General features: G+C 68.2%; 26 protein-coding genes and 1 tRNA gene. 17 read left to right on the plus strand and 10 right to left on the minus strand.

Annotated elements, in window-relative coordinates:
* Window positions 1–90: 90 nt before the first annotated feature.
* Window positions 91–474, minus strand: coding sequence for a winged helix-turn-helix transcriptional regulator (locus BWI15_RS08820; RefSeq protein WP_077013791.1), 384 nt, complete (start codon window positions 472–474; stop codon window positions 91–93).
* An 86-nt stretch (window positions 475–560) separates the two neighbouring features.
* Here BWI15_RS08820 and BWI15_RS08825 point away from each other — a divergent pair, with 86 nt between their 5' ends.
* Window positions 561–950, plus strand: a complete 390-nt coding sequence (locus BWI15_RS08825) for a nuclear transport factor 2 family protein (protein ID WP_077013792.1) — start codon at window positions 561–563, stop codon at window positions 948–950.
* A 103-nt stretch (window positions 951–1053) separates the two neighbouring features.
* Window positions 1054–1608, plus strand: a complete 555-nt coding sequence (locus tag BWI15_RS08830) for a dihydrofolate reductase family protein (protein ID WP_077013793.1) — start codon at window positions 1054–1056, stop codon at window positions 1606–1608.
* Here BWI15_RS08830 and BWI15_RS08835 read toward each other — a convergent pair.
* Window positions 1587–2282, minus strand: a complete 696-nt coding sequence (locus tag BWI15_RS08835; protein ID WP_077013794.1) for a winged helix-turn-helix transcriptional regulator — start codon at window positions 2280–2282, stop codon at window positions 1587–1589. The genes BWI15_RS08830 and BWI15_RS08835 overlap by 22 nt on opposite strands.
* A gap of 111 nt (window positions 2283–2393) precedes the next feature.
* Here BWI15_RS08835 and BWI15_RS08840 point away from each other — a divergent pair, with 111 nt between their 5' ends.
* Complete coding sequence (locus tag BWI15_RS08840; RefSeq protein ID WP_077013795.1) at window positions 2394–3242, plus strand: class I SAM-dependent methyltransferase; 849 nt, start codon at window positions 2394–2396, stop codon at window positions 3240–3242.
* 10 nt (window positions 3243–3252) lie between these two features.
* Here BWI15_RS08840 and BWI15_RS08845 read toward each other — a convergent pair whose 3' ends face one another.
* A complete protein-coding gene (locus BWI15_RS08845; protein ID WP_077013796.1) occupies window positions 3253–3480 on the minus strand; it encodes a hypothetical protein in 228 nt (75 codons plus the stop codon).
* Between the two features lie 272 nt (window positions 3481–3752).
* Between BWI15_RS08845 and BWI15_RS08850 the strand changes: the two genes are divergently transcribed.
* Window positions 3753–4169 carry a low affinity iron permease family protein gene (locus BWI15_RS08850; RefSeq protein ID WP_237771198.1) on the plus strand — a complete coding sequence of 139 codons (417 nt, stop codon included), beginning with the start codon at window positions 3753–3755 and terminating at the stop codon, window positions 4167–4169.
* Between the two features lie 8 nt (window positions 4170–4177).
* On the opposite strand, the gene BWI15_RS38715 is transcribed toward BWI15_RS08850, so the two are convergent.
* Window positions 4178–4900: a hypothetical protein gene (locus BWI15_RS38715; protein ID WP_143465451.1), complete on the minus strand. Its 723-nt coding sequence runs from the start codon at window positions 4898–4900 to the stop codon at window positions 4178–4180.
* A 182-nt stretch (window positions 4901–5082) separates the two neighbouring features.
* On the minus strand, window positions 5083–6027 hold the full coding sequence (locus BWI15_RS08860) for a threonine ammonia-lyase (RefSeq protein ID WP_077013799.1): 945 nt from the start codon (window positions 6025–6027) through the stop codon (window positions 5083–5085).
* A 41-nt stretch (window positions 6028–6068) separates the two neighbouring features.
* Here BWI15_RS08860 and BWI15_RS08865 point away from each other — a divergent pair, with 41 nt between their 5' ends.
* A complete protein-coding gene (locus BWI15_RS08865) occupies window positions 6069–6599 on the plus strand; it encodes an AAA family ATPase (protein WP_202817597.1) in 531 nt (176 codons plus the stop codon).
* A gap of 13 nt (window positions 6600–6612) precedes the next feature.
* Here the strand turns inward: BWI15_RS08865 and BWI15_RS08870 are convergent, their stop codons facing one another.
* Entirely contained in the window at window positions 6613–7254 is a 642-nt protein-coding gene (locus BWI15_RS08870) for a hypothetical protein (protein WP_083750626.1), read from the minus strand.
* 59 nt (window positions 7255–7313) lie between these two features.
* Between BWI15_RS08870 and BWI15_RS08875 the strand changes: the two genes are divergently transcribed.
* The gene (locus BWI15_RS08875; protein ID WP_077013801.1) at window positions 7314–7970 is read left to right on the plus strand and encodes a TetR/AcrR family transcriptional regulator; all 657 of its coding nucleotides are present in this window, start codon (window positions 7314–7316) and stop codon (window positions 7968–7970) included.
* A 125-nt stretch (window positions 7971–8095) separates the two neighbouring features.
* On the plus strand, window positions 8096–8476 hold the full coding sequence (locus BWI15_RS08880; protein WP_077013802.1) for a RidA family protein: 381 nt from the start codon (window positions 8096–8098) through the stop codon (window positions 8474–8476).
* Between the two features lie 147 nt (window positions 8477–8623).
* Here BWI15_RS08880 and BWI15_RS08885 read toward each other — a convergent pair whose 3' ends face one another.
* Window positions 8624–9076 (minus strand): Rrf2 family transcriptional regulator, encoded by a 453-nt coding sequence (locus BWI15_RS08885; protein ID WP_077013803.1) that lies wholly within the window; start codon window positions 9074–9076, stop codon window positions 8624–8626.
* 100 nt (window positions 9077–9176) lie between these two features.
* Here BWI15_RS08885 and BWI15_RS08890 point away from each other — a divergent pair, with 100 nt between their 5' ends.
* The gene (locus BWI15_RS08890) at window positions 9177–9917 is read left to right on the plus strand and encodes an SDR family NAD(P)-dependent oxidoreductase (RefSeq protein ID WP_077013804.1); all 741 of its coding nucleotides are present in this window, start codon (window positions 9177–9179) and stop codon (window positions 9915–9917) included.
* Window positions 9918–9951: 34 nt separating this feature from the next.
* Complete coding sequence (locus BWI15_RS08895) at window positions 9952–10926, plus strand: saccharopine dehydrogenase family protein (protein ID WP_077013805.1); 975 nt, start codon at window positions 9952–9954, stop codon at window positions 10924–10926.
* Window positions 10927–11090: 164 nt separating this feature from the next.
* Here BWI15_RS08895 and BWI15_RS08900 read toward each other — a convergent pair whose 3' ends face one another.
* Complete coding sequence (locus BWI15_RS08900; RefSeq protein ID WP_077013806.1) at window positions 11091–11438, minus strand: YybH family protein; 348 nt, start codon at window positions 11436–11438, stop codon at window positions 11091–11093.
* Between the two features lie 25 nt (window positions 11439–11463).
* Entirely contained in the window at window positions 11464–12522 is a 1059-nt protein-coding gene (locus tag BWI15_RS08905; protein WP_077013807.1) for an aldo/keto reductase, read from the minus strand.
* Between the two features lie 214 nt (window positions 12523–12736).
* On the opposite strand from BWI15_RS08905, the gene BWI15_RS08910 reads away from it, so the two are divergent.
* The 5 genes from BWI15_RS08910 (at window position 12737) to BWI15_RS08930 (ending at window position 16229) form a co-directional block, all read left to right on the plus strand.
* Complete coding sequence (locus BWI15_RS08910; protein WP_077013808.1) at window positions 12737–13339, plus strand: TetR/AcrR family transcriptional regulator; 603 nt, start codon at window positions 12737–12739, stop codon at window positions 13337–13339.
* Between the two features lie 25 nt (window positions 13340–13364).
* Complete coding sequence (locus BWI15_RS08915) at window positions 13365–13736, plus strand: hypothetical protein (RefSeq protein ID WP_077013809.1); 372 nt, start codon at window positions 13365–13367, stop codon at window positions 13734–13736.
* A 32-nt stretch (window positions 13737–13768) separates the two neighbouring features.
* On the plus strand, window positions 13769–14356 hold the full coding sequence (locus tag BWI15_RS08920) for a GyrI-like domain-containing protein (RefSeq protein WP_077013810.1): 588 nt from the start codon (window positions 13769–13771) through the stop codon (window positions 14354–14356).
* A gap of 84 nt (window positions 14357–14440) precedes the next feature.
* Window positions 14441–15271, plus strand: coding sequence for a helix-turn-helix transcriptional regulator (locus BWI15_RS08925; RefSeq protein WP_077013811.1), 831 nt, complete (start codon window positions 14441–14443; stop codon window positions 15269–15271).
* 208 nt (window positions 15272–15479) lie between these two features.
* Window positions 15480–16229, plus strand: coding sequence for an SDR family NAD(P)-dependent oxidoreductase (locus BWI15_RS08930; RefSeq protein ID WP_077013812.1), 750 nt, complete (start codon window positions 15480–15482; stop codon window positions 16227–16229).
* A 175-nt stretch (window positions 16230–16404) separates the two neighbouring features.
* On the opposite strand, the gene BWI15_RS08935 is transcribed toward BWI15_RS08930, so the two are convergent.
* Window positions 16405–16481, minus strand: a tRNA-Arg gene (locus BWI15_RS08935).
* Window positions 16482–16683: 202 nt separating this feature from the next.
* Here BWI15_RS08935 and BWI15_RS08940 point away from each other — a divergent pair.
* The 3 genes from BWI15_RS08940 to BWI15_RS08950 all read left to right on the plus strand — a co-directional run bounded on the left by BWI15_RS08940 (window position 16684) and on the right by BWI15_RS08950 (window position 22931).
* Entirely contained in the window at window positions 16684–18351 is a 1668-nt protein-coding gene (locus BWI15_RS08940; RefSeq protein ID WP_077013813.1) for a PrsW family intramembrane metalloprotease, read from the plus strand.
* 174 nt (window positions 18352–18525) lie between these two features.
* Window positions 18526–21255, plus strand: coding sequence for a dynamin family protein (locus BWI15_RS38305; protein ID WP_083750627.1), 2730 nt, complete (start codon window positions 18526–18528; stop codon window positions 21253–21255).
* On the plus strand, window positions 21252–22931 hold the full coding sequence (locus tag BWI15_RS08950) for a GTPase (protein WP_083750628.1): 1680 nt from the start codon (window positions 21252–21254) through the stop codon (window positions 22929–22931). Before BWI15_RS38305 ends, BWI15_RS08950 begins: the two co-directional genes overlap by 4 nt.
* The last annotated feature ends 125 nt before the right edge of the window (window positions 22932–23056 follow it).

Raw genomic sequence — 23056 nt, forward strand, 5'->3', positions numbered from 1 at the left:
GAATTGCGTGCCGAGCGCAACTACATCGCACTTCGCCGCGGGGATCGTCGGCCTGTGGCAGGATCCGGGACTACGACCGGGGGATGACGGTCAGCGGTCGTCGTAGGCGTCGCGGGCGGCGAGCACCTCGGGGATGTGCTGCTCGGCCCAGCGGACCAGCACGGCCAGCGGCTCGATCAGCGTGCGGCCGAGCGGGGTCAGCTCGTACTCGACCCGCGGCGGGATCTCGGCGTACGCCGTCCGGATCAGCATGCCGTCACGTTCGAGGTCGCGCAGCGTCTCGGTGAGGACCTTGCCGCTGATCCCGTCCAGCGCTGTCCGCAGGTCGCCGAAGCGCTGCGGGCCGTCGGCCAGCACGGTGATCACCATCGCGGTCCACTTGTTCGCGATCCGGGCCAGGGAGGTGCGCGACGGGCAGGTCCGCGACAGCACGCTCCAGTCCTGGCCGGGCGGTGGGGAGAAAGTTTTGGGCATCGTCCCGTTGGTTACGTTGAGGTAATTGGTCACTAATCGTAAGTATTGGAGTCAGCCAAGGGAAACGACCCCAGGAGGAACAAGCGATGAGTGACGCCGTGAAGGTTGTCCAGGACTACTTCGACGCGCTGGCGGCCAAGGACTTCGCCAAGGTCGGCGGATATCTCGCCGACGGGATCGTCTGGCACCAGCCGGGCGCGAACCAGCTGTCCGGCGTGCACGAGGGCGCCGGCGCGGTGAACGCGATGATCGGCCGGATGATGGAGATCAGCCAGGGCAGCTTCGAGCTGGCGCTGACCGCGCCGCCGATGGGCAACGGCGACCTGGTGGCCGCGAGCATCCACTTCAGCGCTCGGCGTGACGGTGCGGCGCTGGACCAGGACGGCGTCGATCTGCTGAAGGTGGCCGACGGGAAGATCGTCGAGGCCTGGCTGTTCTCCGCCGACCAGCCGGGCGAGGACGCGTTCTGGGGGTGAGCCTGCCGGTCGTCGTACTGGTTCCGGGGTGGCCGTAAAGATCCCGTAAACGGGTTTGGCCATGCTTGCTCCATCACCCCGAACCACTCGAAAGGCGACTGCGATGCGCAAGCTCAAGATCCAGGTCCAGATCACCGTCGACGGCTACATGGGCGGACCGAACGGCGAGATGGACTGGATGCGGTTCCCCTGGACCGACGACCTCAGCACCTACATCGACGCGCTGACCAAGCCGGTCGACACGATCGTGCTCGGCCGCAAGCTGGCCGAGGGCTTCATCCCGGCCTGGCAGTCGCGCCCCGAGCACGAGGACGAGGCGTCGATCGACTGGATGAACAACACCCCCAAGGTCGTGGTGTCCCGCAACCTGACCGAGTCGCCGTGGGAGAACGCGGTCGTCGCCGGCGACCTGGTCAAGACCGTCACTGAGCTCAAGGCCCAGTCCGGTGGCGACCTGATCGCGTACGGCGGCAGCACGCTGGTCTCCGCGCTGATCGCGGAGGGGCTGGCCGACGACATCTACCTGTTCGTCAACCCGACGGCGATCGGGACCGGGCTGCCGGTCTTCCCGACCCGCACGGTGCCGCTCGACCTGGCCGAGGCGGTCGGGTTCGAGTGCGGGATCACCGCACTGCACTACGTCCCCAAGACGGCCTGACCGGTGCGCTCCCGCACGGCGGGGGCGAAGGGACTCCAGAGGAACCAGGTCGGGAGAGCGCGGAGCAGACGCGGCGGGCCGGTCATCGTGACCTGGCCCGCGGCGGTGGCCTGCGGGAGGGTGACGATGCCGGCGAACACCCGCATCAGGGCGACCGGCTCGGTGGTCACCATGACGTCGGAGGCGAAGCCAGGGTGCTCGGTGCACACCGAGGCCTCCTGCCGGTCGAGGACCAGCCAGATCCGGGTCGGGTCGTCGCCGCGGTAGTCGAACTCGATGTTCACCCGCTGACCGGGCAGCTTGTCCTGATCGATCCGCCGGGACATCCACCAGGTCAGCGTGATCGGGTCGACCTCGCGCGGCTCCGGCTCGGTGAACATCCACCGCACCGCCCACTCGCCGATCGCCATGATCACGCCCTCGAGATCCCGGCCTGCGGGGGTGAGCTGGTACTCGTGACCCCGGGTGACCGGCACCCGGTCCAGCACGCCCTTGCGCTCCAGGTGCTCGAGTCGCTGCTTGAGCAGCGTGCGCGAGATCCCGGGCAGGCCGCGATCGATGTCGTTGAACCGCCGGCTGCCCAGCACGAGCTCCCGCACGATCAGCGGCATCCACCGGTCGGCGAGCACAGCGCTGGCCAGTGCCACCGGGCAGTACTGGGAGTACTCGCGCATGCCTCATTGTGCGCCCGGGTCCAGGATTCGTACCACCGAAGTCCAGAACCTGTACTAGTTGTGACCGGTCTGGTGCTGATGCGCTGGAACCCTCATCGAGGAGGGGACACCATGACCATCAGTTTCGACCCGATCGTGTTCAAGCGGACCACCCGGGCCCAGTGGGAGGAGGCCGCCGAGGCCTGGCACCGGTGGGGTCCGACCATCGAGGACTGGCTCGGCGAGGCCACCGCCGTGATGCTGCAGGCGGCCGGTGTGGGCGCTCGAGTGCTCGACGTCGCCGCCGGTGCGGGCGGCCAGACCGTGGCCGCGGCGCGGCTCGCCGGTCCCACCGGCCGGGTCCTGGCGACCGACATCTCGCCGGCCATCCTCTCGTACGCCGCCCGTGTCGCCGCCGAGGCGGGAGTGGCGGTCGAGACGCTGGAAGCCGACGGTGAGGACCTGTCGGCGCTCGACGAAGGAGCGTTCGACGCGGCGATCTCCCGGGTCGGGCTGATCTACTTCCCGGACCAGCAGGCCGCGTTGCGCGGGATCCACCGTGCGCTGCGTCCTGGTGGGCGGTTCGCCGCGGTCGTGTACTCCACGCCGGACCGCAACCAGTTCTTCTCGATCCCGGTCGGCATCATCCGCCGCCGGGCCGAGCTACCGCCTCCGCTGCCCGGACAGCCCGGGCCGTTCAGTCTGGGCGGACCTGGCGTGGCCGAGAAGGCGTTCGCCGAGGCCGGGTTCGGTGACATCACGGTCACCACGGTCCCGTCGCCGGTCCGGATGCCGAGCGCCGCCGACTGCGTCCGGTTCGAACGCGAGTCCTTCGGCGCCCTGCACCAGATGCTCTCCCGCCTCGACGAGCCCGCCCGAGCGGCCGCCTGGCAGGAGATCACCGAGGAACTCAGCCGGTTCGAGACCCCGGACGGGTTCACCGGTCCCTGCGAGATGCTGGTCGTCGCAGGGACGCGCTGACCACGAAGGGTCAGAGAGTGTGCAGTTTGTCGAACGGGGCGAGGACCCGCAGCAGCTTGCCGCCACCGAGATCGACGACGACGGCGTGCGTGCCCTCGACCGCGCTGATCCGGCCCATCCCCTCTTTGTCGTGGGACACCCGGTCACCGACCTCGAACGTCTTGATCGGCTTGGGTTCGCGGGGCTTGAACGGACTCGTGGACAGGTGACGACGCGTCGTCGCGCGAGAAGACTCCATCAGACCTCAAGTATGCGCTACTCCGCCAATACGCGCGACGGGCACGGGGCAGGAAATGCGCGGGAGCCGGGTTACGCGGTCCGGCGACCTGCGTGCTCGACCCCGGCGTACGGCGTACTGGATCGAGTTCGGCCGACTCTGCCGTAGTGGGTGACGTAGCGCTCGGTGACGTGAGGTGGTGCTTATCCGATCGGCGCCCTGGGCACCGGTCTGGCGGGTCGGCACGCTGCGTGATCCGGTGTGCCGGCCGGTCGCCGACGAGGAGGTTGGGGATGACCAACACGGTCACCGGAACAGGGAGTACAGGGAGTACGGCGCACATGCCGTCGGACGTGTCGCCCGGAATCGGGCTGTTCGACCGGTTCGCCGGGGCGGCGTCGAGGTTCGCGTCGCGGGCGTGGTTCTTCGCCTTCTGCGTGCTGCTGGTGCTGGTGTGGGCGCCGTCGTACTTCCTGATCGGCACCGTCGACACCTGGCAGCTGATCATCAACACGGTGACCACGATCGTCACCTTCCTGATGGTGGCGCTGCTGCAGAACTCCCAGACCCGCGCCGACGAGGCGGTCCAGGACAAGCTGAACGCGCTTGCGGGCCTGATGGAGGTTCACGCCGACGAGTCGCCTGAACTGCGCAAGGCCACCGAGGAACTCCGGCGGGCCGTCGGGCTGGAGGACCGGGAAAGCTCCTGACCGCGGGCTCATTGGGTGAAGTGTTCGTTGAGCACGTCCCTCATCAACGGCAGCCATCGCTCGCAGGTCTGCGCCGCGATCTCCACCGCGGCAGGCAGGAACACATCGAGGTCGGCGGTGCGCCGCACGGCCTTCGTGATCGCTTCGAGGACCCATTCCACCGCCTGGCCGCCGGCCTCGTTCTGGAGGAAGCCACACACGTTCTGTTGCACGGCGTCCGGTGCGACGGGCAGGCCGGCCGGTCGCACCGGAGCCTGCTTCAGGTACGAGAACATGCCGCGGCGGTACTGGTCCCGCTCCGCGACAGTCGGTCCCCGGGTGCAGATCTGCGCCGTACTCGCCAGGTCCAGCAGTCGATGCGCCGGACGCAGCATCAGCAGGTTCTTCTGCGGCACTCTGAGGCCGATCCAATTCATCGTTACGAAGGGTAAGAAGCTGTTCCTGCACAGGCTGTGGGCCTGCGCTTCGACGTCCGCCGCGGTGATGGAGGCGCCCGGGTACAGGCGCTGCACGTCGGCGGCAATCGATTCGGGCGTCGGCGGCAGGTTGCTCAGCAGCTTCTGCGCTGCGGGGCCGAGTGCGGGCAGGGAAGTTCTGTCGCCGGGTGTGCTGGGAGGCGGCGGCCGCGGCGTGATGCTTTTGGTTGCCCCAGTCGTCTGGTTGCCGCCGGCATCGCCGCCGACCGCATCAGTGCCACAACCGACGAGCGCGCAGACGACAAGGCCCGCCACGCCGGCGCCTGCCACTCGTCGCCAAGCCATCTCGGCCCCCCACCTCGCCGACAGGCCCGCAAGCGGCTGTCGACGAACCCCGTTGTCACCGTCGACGCTACGCCGCCGAAGGGCGGCCCAACAGTGCGTGACCCGCAGACTTCCCGACGCAATCGTGGCGGCGCTCGACCGGTGTAACGCCTTCACCGGATCCAGCGAGCGAAGTCCGCCGGCGTCACGTTGCTCCCGCACAGCACGGTCGCGACGGTTCTGCCGGCGTACCGGGCGCGATCCTCCAGGATCGAGGCGACTCCCAGCGCGGCGGCCGGCTCGACCACCAGACCCGCGTGCTGGTGCAACAGTCGCATCGCCTCGACGATGCTCGCTTCGCTGACCAGGACCGCGTCGTCCACAACCGCATTCAGGTCGTCGAGCACTTCCGGTATGACGTACCGCCCCGCGACGCCGTCGGCGATCGTCGTGGGCGCGCCGACCTGCACCGGACGCCCCGCGCGCAACGCGAGCGTCATCGCCGGCGCGTTCTCGGGCTGGACGCAGAGCATCTCGGTGGTCTTCCGCAGGTTCTTCAGCGCGAAGCCGACCCCCGAGGCCATCGCGCCCGCACCCAAGGAGATCAGGACCGCGTCCAGCTCGCCCGGCAGCTTCGAGAGCTCGACGCCGATCGTCGCCGCGCCTTCGCACGTACCGATGTCCTTGCTGTCCTCGACCAGGAACGCGCCGGTCTCCTCGGCATGGCGCCCGGCGGTCTCGAGCGCCTGCTCGATCTCGCCGTCGACCAGGATCACCTCGGCGCCGAGCGATCTCATCCGCTCGATCTTCAGCGGGTTGGCCGCCGCCGACGCGACGACCGTGACACCGACGCCGCGCCGCCGTCCCCCGAACGCGAGCGCCTGGCCGAGATTCCCCGCGCTCGCGCAGACGACGGCGTTCGCATCGCGAAGCCGGGCCAGCACGGTCTCGGTGCCGCGCCCCTTGAAGGAGCGAACGGGATTGAGGGTCTCCACCTTGAGCACGACCCGGCATCCGAGCGCCGTACCCAGGGGCTCGCATTCGTACTGCGGAGTGTCCAGGAACACCGGATCGATCCAGTCCCGCGCGATCAGAATTCTCGAGAGGTCCAGCCGCACCGCACCCTCCGTCCGCTAGGTTCTGCGAGGTGTCGCACCTGGTGATCATTCGGGGAAACTCGGCCGCGGGGAAATCCACCCTCGCCCTGGACCTCCAACGCGCCCTCGGCCCCGGTACGGCGAACGTCGGCCAGGACCATCTCCGCCGCGTGATCCTGCGCGAGCACGACGTTCCGAACGGCGACAACATCGACTTCGTCGACCAGACCGTCCGGTACTGCGCGGGCATCGGCTACCACGTGATCCTCGAAGGCATCCTGTACTCGCCGCACTACGGCTCGATGCTGCGCCGGCTGATCGCGGAGCATCGCGGGCCCACCCATGTCTTCTACCTCGACGTTCCACTCGAGGAAACCCTGCGCCGCCACGAAGGCCGCCCGATGACCGTCACCGCCGAGAAGCTGCGTGAGTGGTACAACCCGCTCGACCTTCTCGGCGTGCCCGGCGAGATCACCGTCGACGGGCGGTACGGCGTACGGGAGACTCTGGCGTTCGTACTCGACCGAATCGGCCCGGTGAGCCCGGCTCGGCCGGACTCGGCGCGGTTCCTGGACCGGACACCGCACGACTGATTCCGCCGTCGACTCACGCGCGCAGGAGCGTGATGCTGTAGACGACGATCCAGGTCGCCCAGCCGAGCCAGCCGATGAGGCCGATGGCGCCGGTCCGGCCGGAACCTTGCGCGTTGTAGGGAGTGGCGGACGACGAGACGAAGAGCAAGGCGGCGCTGACGTAGCCGAGGATCGCGTGCCAGGCAGGGACCAGTTCGCTGGTGGTGCCGGCGATGCTGAAGCCGAGCAGGGCGATGGCCAGGAAGACCTGGTTGAAGCCGAAGAGAACGTTGCTAAAGGCCCATAATCCCGGCACTGAGCCGCGGTCGTGGGACGCGGCCGACGCGAGGCCGAAGCGCAGCGCTTCGACGCCGGTGAAGGTCGCGTTCTGCAGCAGCACTCCGGCGAAGCCGACCAAGGCCCATCCCGGCTGGTCACTCCATGTCTCCGACAGCACTCCGGCTGCGAACAACGTCAGAAAGACCCAGGTCGCCGGCGCGATCACCGAGGGCCGCTTGAGTGCGTCGCCGACCGTGGCGAACGCCTGCGTGACCTCCTCGAGGGTCTGCCCCGAGGTCGGCATCGGCAACCGCCCGCGCACGTAGACCACGTTGATGGCGACCGCCGCCAGCACGAACCCCAGCCCGCCGAGCCCCGCCACCGCGCTGAACTCCACCGCGCCTCCCCAGATATTCGCTTTCCGCCAGTTATATTGAATGTAGCAGGAGGTAATCCATGGATCGGCGGAACGACGGGACCGGCGCCTCGACCGACGGGCAGCGGCGGCGCTACGACTCCTTGCGACGGCAGGCGCTGGCCCGCCAGACCCGGGTCGAGATCGCGGAGGCGGCACGACGCCTGTTCGTGGCCCGAGGATGGGCGGCGACGACGGTGCGGGACGTGGCCCGGGAGGCCGAGGTCTCGGTCCCGACCGTGTACGCGGCGTACAAGAACAAGGCGGGGTTGGCCTGGGCCTTGGCGGACGTGGCGGATCTGGCCGCCGACCTGCCGCGGATGATCGACGAGCTCGAAACCGCGGGCAGCCCGCAGCGGCAGTTGGCGGCGATGGCCGGGTACGACCGGCGGCTGTTCGAGCGGGCGGGTGATCTGATCTCGGTGATCCGCGAGGCCGGACGGACGGAGGCCGAGCTGGCGACCGCGTACCGGCAGGCGCGGCGCAAGGCCGACGAGACGCGCATCCAGGTGTTCTCCGCCTGGCCGGCCAAGACCTTGCGCAAGAGCCTCGACGTTGCGACCGCGGTGGACGTCTACGCCGCCCTGTGCAACATCGATGTCTACACGACCCTGACCACCGAACGTGGATGGTCGCCCGATCGGACCGAGCGGTGGTGGACCGAGGCCCTCGCTCGGGAGTTGCTCGGTCAGGTGTAGCGGGATCAGCTGACGGTAGTTGTCCGCGCGTGCTCGTGCTTAGCATGGCTCGAAGTGGTCCGCGGCGACCTGTAAGCGACAACCTGCGGTGCTGCCCTGGCGCAGGAGATGCAGAGAGGATCGTCATGGCACGGCAGATCATCACGACCGCGAACGCGCCGAGTTCGCCGCTCTACAGCCAGGGGGTGAAGGCCGGCCCCCACGTGCTCGTCTCGGGCATCGTCGGCATCGATCCGAGCACCGGCAGCTTCGCCGGAGACACCATCCAAGCTCAGACCAAACAGGCGCTGACGAATTGTGAGGCCATCCTCCAGGCCGGCGTCGCGAGCCTGGACGACGTCCTCGAAGTAGGCGTACTGCTCACCGACCCCGCCGACTTCGCCGGCCTGAACGAGGAATACGCGCGGTGGTTCCCGTCCGAGCCGCCGACTCGGTACGTCGCCAAGCTCGGCGTCGACCTGCCCGGATTGCGCGTCTCGATCCGGATGACCGCCTTCGTCGGGTAACGCTGCGCCCAGCCGGAGCAGGCTGGGGACGTCACCAGGGCCAGGTCGATCAGCAACCGCCGAAGAACTCGATCGAGCAGACCAGTGGGCTCCACCGCGTGGTGCGGGTACTGGGTATCGGCCAAGGAGATCGCGACGGGGCTTGCGTCAGGCGAGCGAGCGTGACTCGTACCGGGCGAGTGCGTCACGCAGCACGTCGGCGATCGTGACTCGCTCCAGTTCCGCGCACAGGGCCTGTTGCGCATTGCGATAGGTGCCTGCGAGCACGTCGTGGATGCCGTAACCGACGTAGCACTCGGCGTCGGGCGGGGCTGCCGGGAGCGCGAAAACCTCCCCTTCACCAACTGCGCGATAGACATCCAGGAGGGTGATGCGGGCTGCGTCGCGCGTGAGCTCCCAGCCGGTCAACCTACCGCGGCTCCCGTCGACCAAACCGGCAGCTTTCAGCTGACCGAGTGCGCGGCGGATCACCACGGGATTGGTGTTGACGCTGGTCGCGATCCGTTCAGAGGTCGCGATCTCCTTGTCGGTGCCGCGCCGGTCGTAGGCGATCCAGGCGAGAACGTGAACGGCGACGCTCATCCTGCTGTTCGTACTCATGAACCGCTTCCATCCCTCGACTTGACGTAACTGCAGCAGTTACATAGATTAACATGTAACCGAAGCAGTTACATAGTTGCGGTATCGTAGGGAGCACGTCGTGCATCAGGCACTCGAAGGGAAGCAGGCGCTGGTCGCCGGAGGCGGGCGGGGAATTGGCGCCGCCATCGTCGAACGGCTGGCAAGTGAGGGCGCCAAGGTGACCTTCACCTACGCGTCCTCGCAGAACGCTGCCGAACAGCTGGTGAAGCAAGTCGCGGCGGCTGGCGGGCGCGCCCACGCAGTGCCCGTCGACAGCGCCGATCGGCAGCAGTTGCGCGAGCTTGTCCAAGACGTCGCTTCCTCGGGGGGCTTGGACATCGTGGTGGCGAACGCCGGAGGTGGGGTCATCAAGCCGCTGAGCGAACTCGACGACGCCGCGATCGACCGCATGATCGATGTGAACATCCGCGGCACGGTGGATCTCGTCCGGTTCGCTATCCCGCAGATGCGAAGTGGTGGCCGAGTCGTCACCATCGGCAGTGTCAGCGCGCACTACATGCCCGATGACGGCACGTCGGTCTACGGCATGACCAAAGCCGCAGTGGCCAGCCTGGTTCAAGGTCTAGCGCGTGAGCTCGGGCCGCGGGGAATCACGGTGAACAACGTTCAGCCAGGTCCAGTGGATACGGACGCCAACCCAGCAGATGGCCCGGCCGCCGATTGGTTGCGTTCGCTGATCCCAGTGGGGCGGTTCGGCACAACCGACGAAGTCGCCTCCCTCGTGGCATACCTCGCCAGCGACGCCGCGAGCCTGATCAACGGGACATCGATCGACATCGACGGCGGATACAGCTCCTGACTCGGCGCACGAACCAACAGTCGAAAAGGAAGACATGAACGAACCGATACTCATCTACGGTGCGACGGGGTACACAGGGCGTCTCATCGCCACGCACGCCCGAGAGCGAGGACTCGACCTCGTCGTCGCGGGGCGAAGCCGGGAACGCGTTGGTGCGCTGGCGACAGCGCTCGGAGTCCCTGGTCGCGTCTTCGGCCTCCAGCATCCGGAGGAAGTGCTCGACGGTCTGGGTGGTGTCGCTGGGGTTCTCAACGTCGCGGGCCCTTTCCGCGACACTGCCGAAGTGCTCATGCGCGCGAGCATTCGATCCGGCGTCCACTACCTCGACACGACCGCGGAGCTTTCGATCTACGCCATGGCCGAGTCGCTCGGGGCCGATGCCGAGCGCGCAGGCGTCATGGTCATGTCCGGGGTCGGATGGGACGTCGTGCCGACGGACTCGCTCGCCGTCCATACCGCCGACCGGGTCGCGAACCCGGAACGCATCGCGATCGCCTTGCGGATCACCGGAGGATTCTCACGCGGCTCGCTGGCGAGCGCCGCGGGCATCGGCGACTTGGGAGCGTTGGTTCGGGACGCAGGGCAGCTCGTACGGCTGCCGGCGCCCGAGACACGCCGCTTCGATCTGGGCCACGGTGAGGAGGAGTACGCGCTGGCGCCGATGGGCGACCTGATCACTGCGCAGCGCTCCACCGGAATCGCGAACATCCGCGTCTATCTGCACACCGACGCAGGCTTTCCCGCCGACGACAGCGACATGGACGGGCCAACGCCTGAGGAGCGTGCGCAGGGGCGCTATCAGGCCTTGGCCGAGGTGACGGGGCGAGACGGGGAGATAGCCCGGTCGATGATCAGTACACCGACCGGCTACACCTTCACACAACGAAGCTCCGTCGAGATCGCCCGCCGTGTCGCGGCCGGCGACTACGTCGCTGGTTTCCAGAGCCCTGCATCGGCCTATGGGTCGCTCGCGGCGTCCATCGCGGGCTCGCGCATCACCGATCTCTGAGGCGGCGAACACGGAATCGGCGCGTCGACGCCACGCAGCAGTTGCTGGTGGCAAGCGTCTTCGAGAACCGAAGGTGGCAAGGACCCCAGCTTGTTGCACACATCACCGGGACAACGACTAGCTCCACACCGGCGGAACCTGCGGCTTCGAGCCTGGATCGGCACCTACCGAAGGAGGTCCGCCCGCACGTGCTGGATCTTGCGATCGGCTGTCATCGTGATGTCGAAGGTGCCGCCGATCCGGCCCTCCGCGAAGTCGCCGGTGAATTCGACTTCGACGTGGAGGTGGGCGGCGCGTGGCTCGATGCTGAGCAGTCGTGTCCGGGTGTTGTAGTTGACGAAGTAGGACTGGAAGTAGTCGTTGATCCTCGCGCGTCCGTCGAAGACCTCTCCGACGGAGGGATCGTCGAGGACAGCGTCCTCGGTGAAGAACGCCAGGTACGTGGCGGCGTCGTGGGTGTTGGTCGCGGCGATCCAGTCGCCGATCGTCGAGCCCTGCTCAGTGCCCGTCATTTGTGCTCCTTCGTTTTCTGCTGCGTCATCGCTGGAAGGCCCTCGAGGTAAGGCCGTTGATTGTGGTGGGCCCGTACTGGAAGGGCAGGGCGATGCTGTCCATCACCGTCATCGGATAGTCGAGTTCCGGTGCGGTCATCGAGGACAGGCGGGTCAGCTGTCCAGTGTCGAGCTCGATGTCGATGGAGGCGAGGTTGGCCTCCAGTTGCTCGACGGTGCGAGCGCCGATCAGTGTGGACGTGACAGCATCTTGTTGCCTCACCCAGGCCAGCGCGACGCCGGCGACCGTGCCCCCAACGTCACTGGCGATCTCTTCCATGACGTCGATGAGACCGAACAGGTCCTCGCCGACGTGCTGGGCGACGTACGCGCCGCGGCGAGTGTCTCCCGCGTTCGGCGTGGCCCGGGTGTACTTGCCCGAGAGTGCACCGCTGGCCAGGGGGCTCCACGGCACGACGCCGAGCTCTAGCTCCTTCGCGACGCCGAGCTGCTCACCCTCAGGGGTGCGTGCCAGCAGAGAGTACTCGTCCTGCAGCGCCGCGATCGGCGCGCGGTCGCGCCACTCGGCGAGTGTGACAGCTCGAGCGATCCACCAAGCCGGCGTGTTCGACACACCGATCGCGCGAACCTTCCCCGCCCGGACCAGGTCATCCAGCGTGGACAGGGTCTCCTCCATCGGCGTGTGACGATCCCACTGGTGCATCCAGTACAGATCGACGTAATCGGTCTGGAGGCGGCGCAGCGATGCGTCGATCTCCTCACGGATCGCCTTACGGCTGGCTCCGCCCGCGTTCGGGTCATCGGGGCGCATGGTCCCACCGAACTTGGTGGCGAGGACCACGCGCTGGCGGCGCTCGGGCCGCTCAGCGAAGTAGCGACCGAGGACGACCTCGGACTGACCGCCGTTGTACGCGTTGGCCGTGTCGACGAAGTTTCCACCGAGGTCGAAGTACCGGTCGAGGATCCGGAAGGCGTCGTCGGGCGCGGTGCCCCAACTGCCGTCGTCGAAGTTCATGGCACCGAGCGCGAGCGGGCTCACTCGGAGCCCGCTGCGCCCGAGCGTGCGGTAGTGGTCAAGAGGCATGGTTGTCCGCCTTCGTTGTCGTGGGAGGGCGCCGGTCCGGCTGCCCGGGCGCCAACACTGCTGCAGGTCCGACAGGGCGGGAAGGGTGCAAGAACCAGGGAGGACTGCACCCCCCTTCACTGGTCTGCTCGCCGTGACATGGGCCGCCGGCGTGTGGCACGATGGTTATGTACCGGGCGTTAAAAAATTGCCGCGACCGAGGAAGGGGGCGACTATGGCAGGACCAGGCAGGCCGCGGGCCTTCGACACCGAGAGCGCGCTGGATGCCGCCGTCGAGGTGTTCTGGCGTCGAGGCTTCGTGGGGGCGAGCCTGTCGGAGCTGGCTGCGGCGATGGGGGTCAACAAGCCGAGCGTGTATGCGGCCTTCGGTGACAAGGCCGAGCTGTTCCAGGCGGCACTGCGGAGATACGTCGAGCGCAACATGGGGTACGTCGCCGATGCCCTCGCTCAGCCGACCGCGCGGGAGTGCGCGGAAGCGTTCCTCGTCGGTAACGCCCGCGCCGTCACGATGCCCGGGCGACCGGCCGGCTGCCTGTCGGTTCAGGCCGTCGTCACTCCAGGGGACTCCAACGAGTTCGCCGCGCTCGCAGAGAACCGTTCGGTCATCCAGGGGTTGTTCGCGGACCGCTTTCGCCGTGCGATCACCGAGGGAGACCTCCCCGCAGGTGAGAACGCCGACGAGCTCGCGGGCTTCCTCATCACCCTCACCAGCGGCTTCGCGATCCGCGCCGCGGACGGGACCCCCCAGGAGTCACTGCTCGCCATGGCCCACCGGGCGATGGCCGCCTTTCCTGCAGTCCCTGCCGCCGATTCCTGATCCGATGACTCGAAGGAGAACAGCCATGCCTGAATCCGCACCATCACTTTCCGCCGCCCGGGAGCAGGCTCTTGCGGTCCGCTCCCGCTACGAGATTCTGGAGGAGCGGTACAACGGCAAGACCTGGTCATTGCACGAGCTGATGATCGGCTTTTCCAACGATGTCGGCTACATCGGACGCCTGCTGCTCGCCCACGACGGCACCTGGGACATCGACGGTGACCCGCGCGCGGAACTCGAGCACAAGCTCGCCGAATCGATGTGGTGGACCTTCGTCCTGGCCGACAAGCTGGGTATCGACATCGACAAGGCCTACTCGCAGTCCATGGAACGCATCCGCGCCGGCCTGGAATCCACCATCGAACGCACCGATCCCACGGGGTCCGAGCGCGGCTGACCACCCGCACAACACAACGCCAAGGAGCGACCATGCCCACCACGCGGACTACCGATCATCTGAACGCCGCCGACGATCCCGAATACGTTCGGACGCCGCCGGTGACCTACGTCGCCGTGCTCGGTGACGGGGCGCCCGGGACCGACGAGTTCTATCGCAAGAAGACCCTGGTTTCCGACATCGCCGAAGAGCTGAACGAGGCCGGTTCCGCACCGGTCGTGGAGATCCAGTACTGGTACCCGGAGGGTTCGTCCCCCGTCGAGATCGCCGACTTCTACAGCGTCAATCCGGTCCCGTCCCTGCTCTACCGGGTCCTGTCCCAGGTGCTTGACGGCACCAATCAGAAGGACGTCCAGGCCGCCCGAGTCCGCGCAGCCAGTACCGCGGACACGGCGTCCGACGAGGTCACTGTCTTTTCCGTCCCCGAGCAGGATGTCGTGCAGGTCATGCACCACGGCCCGTTCGCGGAAGAGTTCACCACGCTGGGACGTCTCGGCGAGTATGCCCGGCTGCGCGGCGCCCGCCGCAGCGGACCCCACCACGAAATCCACCTCGACGTCTTCACGCGCAGCACCCCACAGGACGCCTTGCGAACGATCCTGCGAGACCCCGTCAGATGACCAGGGGCACAAGCGGCAGCGCTCCAGGCGGCGAAACAGAGAAGTACGGCGTTCCTGAGGCGAAGCGAAGGACAGCGTGGTGACATGGCGACAACACCTGGTCCCCTCGGAGAGTTCCTCCGTCCGCAACGCGCCCGCCTCACCCCTGCCGACGTCGGTCTGCCCGATGTCGGCGGGCGACGGGTGAAAGGGCTACGCCGCGAAGAAGTCGCTGTCCTGGCCGGCGTCAGTGCCGACTACTACACCCGCCTGGAGCAGGGGCGCGAACGCACCCCATCGGCCCAGGTCGTCGACGCGCTCTGCACGGCGCTGCGCCTTGGCCCGGACGCCCGCGAGCACGCATTCCGTCTCGCCCGGCTCACGCCGGCATCCCAACCAGTCCCCGGACCGGTCAGCCCGGAACTGCTCCAACTGATGGACGCCTTCCCGCACGCCGCCGCCTACGTCACCGATCCTGGCTTCCAGATCCTTGCCGCCAACACCACAGCCAGGGCGCTCCTGGGGCCATCGCAGCTGACCCTTGGGGCATTCGACTTCCTGTTCCTCGACGCCGGCGCGCGCACCTACTTCGCAGACTGGAACCACGTGGCCCGCGCGGCGGTCAGCGCCATCCGTCTGGCCGCAGGTTTCGCTACCCCGCATCCGGCCGTCCTCCCGCTCATTGCCCGCATGCACGCTGGATCACCCGAGTTCGCCACCTTCTGGGAGGACCACACCGTGGCGGGCCTCAGCCTGACCGAGAAGGTCATCAACCACCCCGAGGTCGGCCAGATGACCCTGACCTATCAGACCCTCGACGTCCGCGAAGCACCCGGACAGCAACTCACTGTCGCGACGGCACCATCGGGGACGGCCAGCGCAGACGCCCTCGCCCTCCTGGGAAGCCTCGAGGCCACGCGAACCTCACACCCGTAAGCCCTCGAAGGACATCCACGCTGGGCGCGCCGCGGTCACCTGTCAGTGAATGAACACGGCGGCTGCGTGGAGGTGTCCAAGGGCTTGCTGTCGGCAACATCGTGGGCCCGCCCGGGCCACGGCGTAGGCGCTCGGCGCCGAACCTTGGCGACCCCAATTGCACGAATCCGGCTCTGTTCGATTCCCTCACAGTGCGCATAGGAGAAAAATGAACGCCGAGGCCAAGCTCGATGGAAGAAGAGCGCTCGTCACCGGTGGGTCACGCGGAATCGGCGAAGGAATCGCGCGCTCGCTTGCATCGCACGGCGCGCACGTCGCCATCACGTACTGGTCGTCACCAGGTCGGGCAGCCGCCGTGGTCGACGAAATCAAGGCTGCGGGAGGATGCGCAGTGGCCATCAAGGCCAACAACGCTGAGCCGGAGGGTGCTCGAGCCGGCGTTCGAATGGCCGTCGACGCGCTCGGCGGGCTGGACATCTTGGTCAACAACGCGGGCGGTGGATGGTTCGAGTCGTTCGCGGACACCTCCGACGACCACATCGAACAATCGATCAACCTGAACATACGCGGTACCGTCTACGCTACCCACGAAGCGATCAAACACCTGCCGGACGGCGGCCGTATCATCACCATTGGAAGCGTGAACGCGGAAAGTATCCCGTTCCCAGGTGGAGTGATCTACGGAATGACAAAGGGCGCCTCGGTTTCCTTCACCAAGGGGCTGGCGCGCGACTTGGGTCCACGGGGAATCACCGTCAACGTCGTCCAGCCTGGCCCGATCGATACGGAGTTGAACCCGGCGGACGGCGAGGCCGCCGCAGCCCTTCTCGGATTGACGGCGCTGAGTCGCTTCGGGACAGCGGCTGACGTTGGCAATCTGGTTGCTTGGCTCGCCTCGGAGGAGGCTGCGTACATGACCGGATCTGCTGTCACGATCGATGGCGGTTGGAACGCGTAGGCAAGGCATCTCGTCGCGACCCGGCCACGGAGGCGGGTTCTGGCACGGGCTCGTCGACCCGTTGGAGCCTGGTCAGCTCGAGCTTGCGGCACTCCCATGGCGCGGAGCCTGGGGCGACTTGTTCCCCAGATGCCAACGGCAGTATGCCTGAAGAGACATATTGCCTGCCCACAGTTGGCGCGCCCGGCAGGATTCGAACCTGCGACCAACGGATTAGAAGTCCGACGCTCTATCCAGCTGAGCTACGGGCGCATGTGCCGGTGGCACGGGGAAGAGTCTCTCAGATCCGGGGGCGATCGTGCTCGCGGGTTCCGGTTCGGTGGGGTAGCGGGGTGTGATGGAGCGTACGCCGTACGGGATCGAGCTGGAGAGCAGTGGAACTGTGGCGTTCCATCCCGGTAACGCTGAGTGGGCGGTTCTGCCGTGCTGCCGGGACTCCAACTAGGCTGCGGGCATGAGTTACCCCTCACCAGGCCCCGCCGGTCCGCCGCAACCGGCGGCGAGTGGTTCGGCCGGCGCGTCGTACCCGCAGCCGAACACGCTCGGGCCGCACCCGGTTCCGGGGCAGCGGCGCAACAAGGGGCTGCTGATCGGCATCGCGATCGTGGTGGTGTTCGCGATCGCGGGGCTGATGATCTTCGGGATCGTGGCCAAGTCGGTCGGTGCGAGTGGGTTCATGTGGGGGATCGGGCTGGCCTTCGTCCCGATCGTGCTGATCATCCCGCTGTACCTGTGGCTGGACCGCTACGAACCGGAGCCGCTCAAGTACATCGTGTTCGCACTCTGCTGGGGTGCGTTCATCGCGACGCTGGCCGCGATCTTCATCAACACCCGGGCCGCGGACCTGCTGCACGAGACCGCCGGCGGCGGCAACCGGGCCGCGGTTTTCGTCGCGCCACCGGTCGAGGAATTCGCCAAGGGCGCGGTGATCCTGCTGCTGGCGCTGGTCCGGCGCAAGGAGTTCGACGGGATCATCGACGCCCTGGTGTACGCCGGGATGGTCGGCGTCGGCTTCGCCTTCACCGAGAACATCCTCTACTTCGGCCGGATCTTCGACCAGCTGTCCGAAGAGGGCGGCAGCGCGGCCGGCGTCCGCGGGGTGCTCGGGCTGTTCATCTTGCGCGGGGTGTTCTCACCGTTCGCGCATCCACTCTTCACATCCTTCACCGCGATAGGTATCGGTATCGCGGTCCGGCACCGCAGTACGGCCGTCCGCTTCCTCGCGCCCGTCGTCGGCTACCTCGCCGCGGTGCTCATGCACGGACTCTGGAACGGCGGCGCAAGCTGGGCCGGCGGCGAGGGCTTCCTGACCGTCTACATCTTCCTGATGGCGCCGCTGTTCTTCGGGATGGTGGTCTTCGCGCTGGTGATGCGGTCGCGCGAGGGACAGATGATCGCGTCGCGGCTGTACGACTACGTCCGGTTCGGCTGGCTGAACGGCCAGGACGTCCCGCTGATCGCGACGCTGCGCGGCCGCAAGGCACTGCGCCAGAACGCGAAGCGCTACGGCCCGCAGGCCGAGGCCGCCGCCAAGGCGTTCCAGCACACCGCGACCGAGCTGGCCTACCTGCGCGACAAGATCGTCCGGCAGGTGATCGGCGCGGATGCGCTGGACACCGAGAAGAAGCTGCTCGACGAACTGCGCGAGCGACGACCGAGTGTTCCGTTCCCGCCGATGCCGGCGTTCGCGACCGCCGTACCGCAGTTCGCTCCCGCGGGTCCTGGGGTGCCGGTGCCGACCTCGTACGGCGGAGCGACGTACCAGGGGGGACCGGCGTATCCGGGGGCGCCGCAGCAGGGTGGACCTGGGTACGACGGGGGACCGCAGCAGCAGGGTGGGCCCGGGTATCCGGGCGGACCGGCGTACCCGGGTGGAGCGCAGCAGGCGCCGTACCAGGAGCCGGGCCGGTCGCAGGACGCCTCGCGGGGACCGGAGCAGTCCGGTGGGCCCGGTACTGCGGGGGTACCTGGGGGGTATCAGCCGGGTGGTTATCCGGACGGCCAGACGGGGTATCCATCGGGGCAACCCGGGCAGCCGGATGGTCGCCCTGGTTACTCGCCGGGACCCACTGGAACACAAGGACCGCCGGGAGGATACGGTCCGTATCCACCGTCGCAGTGATTTGCCCCCCGTCCACGCCGCCACACGGGATGAAGATGACTTTGCTTCTGCGCTGTCCGACCGGGCACTCTGTGCTCGTGGACGGACACCGTGGCTGACATCAGGTCAGCAGCTGGTGAGGGTTCGGAGCGCTCGGATGAGCCGCAGGTTCCGGACCAGGCGGAGCCTGCCCGGATGACCGACACCGGTGCCAAGAGCAAGAGTTTCTGGCGGCGCCGGCGGCGGAAGTCCTCCGAGCCGGCGGTCGCTGAGCCTGCTGCGGGGTCGGCTGTTGCTGCGGAGCCGGCAGACAAGACCGAGCCGGCTGCCGCCGGTGAGTCGACGTCGACGGACGGGTCGTCCGAGAAGGCGGCCGCGGATCAGTCGGCCGAGCCGAAGGACGCTGACGTGCCCGCGGAGCCGAACGAGTCCACGTCGGGTGCCGACGACAAGTCCTCGGAGGATGCCGAGCCGAGTGCCGATGCTGTGGTCGAGTCCTCCGGTGACGACGAGTCCGAGGAGGATCGCCCGGCGGTAGGCGTCACCTATGAGCCGGAGGAGTCTCCGGACGGCTTCCCGCTGGAGTACGGCGAGATCATCGTCGGGCTGCCCAAGGGTGGTGAGGTTCCGGAGTCGGAGCGCATGGTTGATCCGCGGGTGGTCGCGGCCGACGTGCCGGCGGATGACGCGAAGTCGGCCGAGCCGGACAAGTCTGCGGCGGAGATTCCGAGTCCTGCGGTGGTTGCCGCGGATACGGAAGAGACTGCCGCTGAGGGGTCGAAGGAGACCGCGGAGGGTGCGCCGGTCGTCGAGGATGCGGAGAGCGAAGAAGCCGCTCCTGCTGGTGACGCGGCCGACGAGACTGTTGAGGAGAAGGCTCCCGCGGAGGCCGAGGACGAGGCTCCTGCGGTCGCCGATGACGTACCGGAGACTGTGGAAGCCGCTGCGGCGACCGAGAAGGACTCGGACGACGAGGACGACTCTGAAAAGACGGCGGCGGCTGAGGCTGTTTCTGCTGACGACACCCCGGCCGCCTCCGACGAAGCAGACTCCGAGGCCACGGAGACCGACTCCGCTGAGGTCGACACCGACGCGACCGAGCAGCCGGACGACGCCGAGCCCGAGGAAGAGCCGGGCGACGCCGAGCCCGTGGAAGAGCCGGACGACGCCGAGCCCGTGGAAGAGCTGTCGCCCGAGGCGACCGCCGCGAAGGCGGCCGAGGAGCAGGCGGCGATGGCGTTGATCACCGCGCTGATGAAGCTGCGCGGTGCCCTTGCCGACAGCAAGCTTCCCCTGGACGTGGTGGGAGCCGACGAGGCTCGCCAGCAGCGCAAGGCGATGCTGGATCAGCTGGACGACTACGTGCTGCCGCGGCTCGTACAGCTCGAGGCTCCGGTGCTGGCGGTCGTGGGCGGTTCCACGGGCGCCGGCAAGTCGACACTGGTGAACAGCCTGATCGGCGAGGTCGTCAGCGAGCCCGGCGTACTCCGGCCGACCACCAGGTCGCCTGTGCTGATCCACCACCCCGCCGACGCCGAGTGGTTCGCTGGCGACCGGGTGCTGCCGGGCATGGCGCGATCGAGCGGCAACAGCCCGGGCGGCATGGAAGACCCAGGGCAGATCCGGCTGGTTGCCGCCGACACCATCCCGCGCGGTTTGGCGATCCTGGACGCCCCGGACATCGACTCCGTCGTCGAGGCCAACCGTGAGCTGGCGACCCAGTTGCTGGCCGCGGCCGACTTGTGGTTGTTCGTCACGACGGCCGCCCGGTACGCCGACGCCGTGCCGTGGGAGTTCCTGCAGAGCGCCTCGGACCGCAGTACGGCGGTCGCCGTCGTACTGGACCGGGCCCCGGCCGACACGATCGACGACATCACCGGTCACCTGGCCCAGATGCTGCTCGAGCGCGGACTCGGCGACTCCCCGTTGTTCAGCATCAAGGAGACCGTCGTCGACGAGCGCGGCATGCTGCCGGGCGAGACGGTTGCCTCGATCAAGGACTGGCTGATCGACCTGGCCGCCGACGCGGAGGCCCGCTCGGCCGTCGTACGGCGGACCCTGCAGGGCGCGGTCACCGCGATGACGAAGAAGACGCCGGCCTTCTCGAAGGCCGTGCGGGCGCAGGCCGACACATTCGACGAGCTGCGCACCACCGCCGAGACGGCGTACGAGCGGGCGGTCAAGGACATCGCGAAGGCGACCCAGGACGGCACGATGCTGCGCGGCGAGGTGCTCGCCCGCTGGCAGGAGTTCGTCGGCACCGGCGAGCTGCTCAAGGGCCTGCAGACGAACGTCGGCCGCCTGCGCGACAAGGTTCGGTCGGCCGTGGTCGGCAAGCCGCCGCCGACGCGCGACCTCAACGACGCCGTCGAGTCCGGGCTGGAGTCGCTGCTGCGCGAGCACGCGGAGGCAGCGGCCGAGCGGGCCGAGGAGTCGTGGCAGTCGACGGCTGCCGGACGGCAGCTGCTGGCCGCGGGCGACCGTGACCTGGGCCGGATGTCCAAGGAGTTCCCGGCCGCCGCGAGCCGTGCGGTGCGCGAGTGGCAGGGCTTCGTGCTCGAGCTGGTACGCAAGGAGGGCGCGGACAAGCGGTCCACCGCGCGCATCCTCGCGTACGGCGTGAACGGGCTCGGCCTGTCGCTGATGATCGTGATCTTCGCCAGCACGGCGGGCATCACCGGCGCCGAGGTCGGCGTCGGTGCGGGCACCGCGGTGGTCGGGCAGAAGCTGCTGGAGGCGGTGTTCGGCGACCAGGCGGTACGGACCCTGGCGGCGAAGGCCCGGCAGGACCTGGAGGATAGGGTTCAAGCGTTGATGGATGCCGAATTCGCCCGCTACCTGGCTGTGCTCGACCAGCATCCGGTCGATCCCGAAGCACCCAGGCAACTGACCGAGGCCGCGCGCGCGGTGGAGGACTGCACGTGACGGGAATTGTGGATACGGTCAAGGGCCTGGTGCGGGGCTCTTCCGATGTCCTGACCAAGATCGAGGCGCTGCAGGACGCGGCCGAGGCCGGCAAGGGCCGCCTCGACCGGGTGGTGCTCAGTGAGGCCGAGCAGATCGTCGACCGGGCCGGACAGCGGCTCCGGATGTCCGGCGACCTGACGGTGGTCGCGCTGGCCGGCGCGACCGGTTCCGGCAAGTCGTCGCTGTTCAACGCGATGACCGGGCTGGATCTGGCCGCCATCGGCACCCGGCGGCCGACCAGCTCGATGCCGCTGGCCTGTGTCTGGGGCGAGGAGCCCGCCGGTGAGGTGCTGAACTGGCTGGGCATCCCCCGGCGGCACCAGGTGCAGCACCGCAGCTCGCTGGAGGAGCAGCACTCGGAGGACCTGGACGGACTGGTCCTGCTGGACCTGCCTGACCACGACTCGACCGAGGTGGAGCACCGGCTGATCGTGGACCGGCTGGTGGAGCTGGTCGACCTGCTGATCTGGGTGGTCGACCCGCAGAAGTACGCCGACGCCGCGCTGCACAACCGCTACATCAAGCCGTTCGCGTCGCACTCGTCGGTGATGGTGTTCGCGCTGAACCACATCGACAAGCTGACCGACGAGCAGCGCAAGAGCTGCCTGACCGACCTGGACCGGCTGCTCAAGGCCGACGGGCTGAAGACCCCGACCGTCGTCGGTACGTCGGCGGTCAGCGGCGCCGGTCTGGACGAGCTGCGCAACCTGCTGGTCAAGCGGGTCAGCAACAAGCGGGCTGCGCGCGAGCGGCTGGCGGCCGACGTCGACCGGGTCGCGGACCGGATGGCCAGCCAGTGCGGCAACGCGAAGACCCCGGAGATCGCCAAGTCGGACGTCACCGAGCTGGTCGACGCGCTGGCCGAAGCCAGCGGCGTACCGGTGGTCGTGGACGCCGTACGGCGGTCGTACCTGCAGCGTGCCCGGGCGGCGACCGGCTGGCCGGTGACCAAGTGGCTAGGCCGGTTCCGGCCGGATCCGCTGCGGCGGCTGCACCTGGACCAGGGCGCCAAGCAGCTGGGCAAGGCGGCTCGCAAGTCGGCGTCGAACGAGGTGTCGATCGCCCGGTCTTCGTTGCCTGCGGCAACACCGGTGCAGCGCGCCCGGATGGACACCGCGGTCCGGACCATCACGAACAAGGCGGCCGCGGGGTTGTCGCGGCCGTGGGCCGACTCGGTGCGTTCGGCGGTCCGCCGGCGCGAGGAGTCGCTGGGTGACGAGCTGGACCAGGCTGTCGCCCGGACCGACCTCGGTGCGTCGTCGACGCCGGGCTGGTGGGGTGCGGCGCGGTTCCTGCAGTGGGTGCTGTTCCTGGTGGCGCTCGGCGGTGCGTTGTGGCTGGCGGCGCTGGCCGTCTTCGGCTACCTGCAGCTGAACGATCCGCCGTTGCCTCGGTGGAACGACATCCCGTACGCGACGCTGATGTTGATCGGCGGCGTCGTACTGGGCGTGGTGGTGTCACTGGCGTGCCGGCTGTTCGCCTCGAACGGTGCGAACCGGCGGGCCCGGCTGGTGGCGCGGGCGCTGCGGGCCGAGCTGGAGAAGGTTGCCGACAGCCACGTTGTCGACCCGGCACGCGCCGAGCTGGACGCGTACACGGTCTGCCGCGACAAGCTGGCGATCGCGCGGCGCTAGCTGTACTGATCAGGCACGTTGGTTGAGAAAGTGTGACGACACGCGGTGAGTGTGGTTGATGGGTGAAGACCTCCCGGCGTGGAGTGGAGCTGTCTAGGAACCAGCTCTACGCACAGGAGGTCTTC

The organism is Kribbella sp. ALI-6-A, assembly GCF_001984195.1.
Lineage (GTDB): Bacteria > Actinomycetota > Actinomycetes > Propionibacteriales > Kribbellaceae > Kribbella.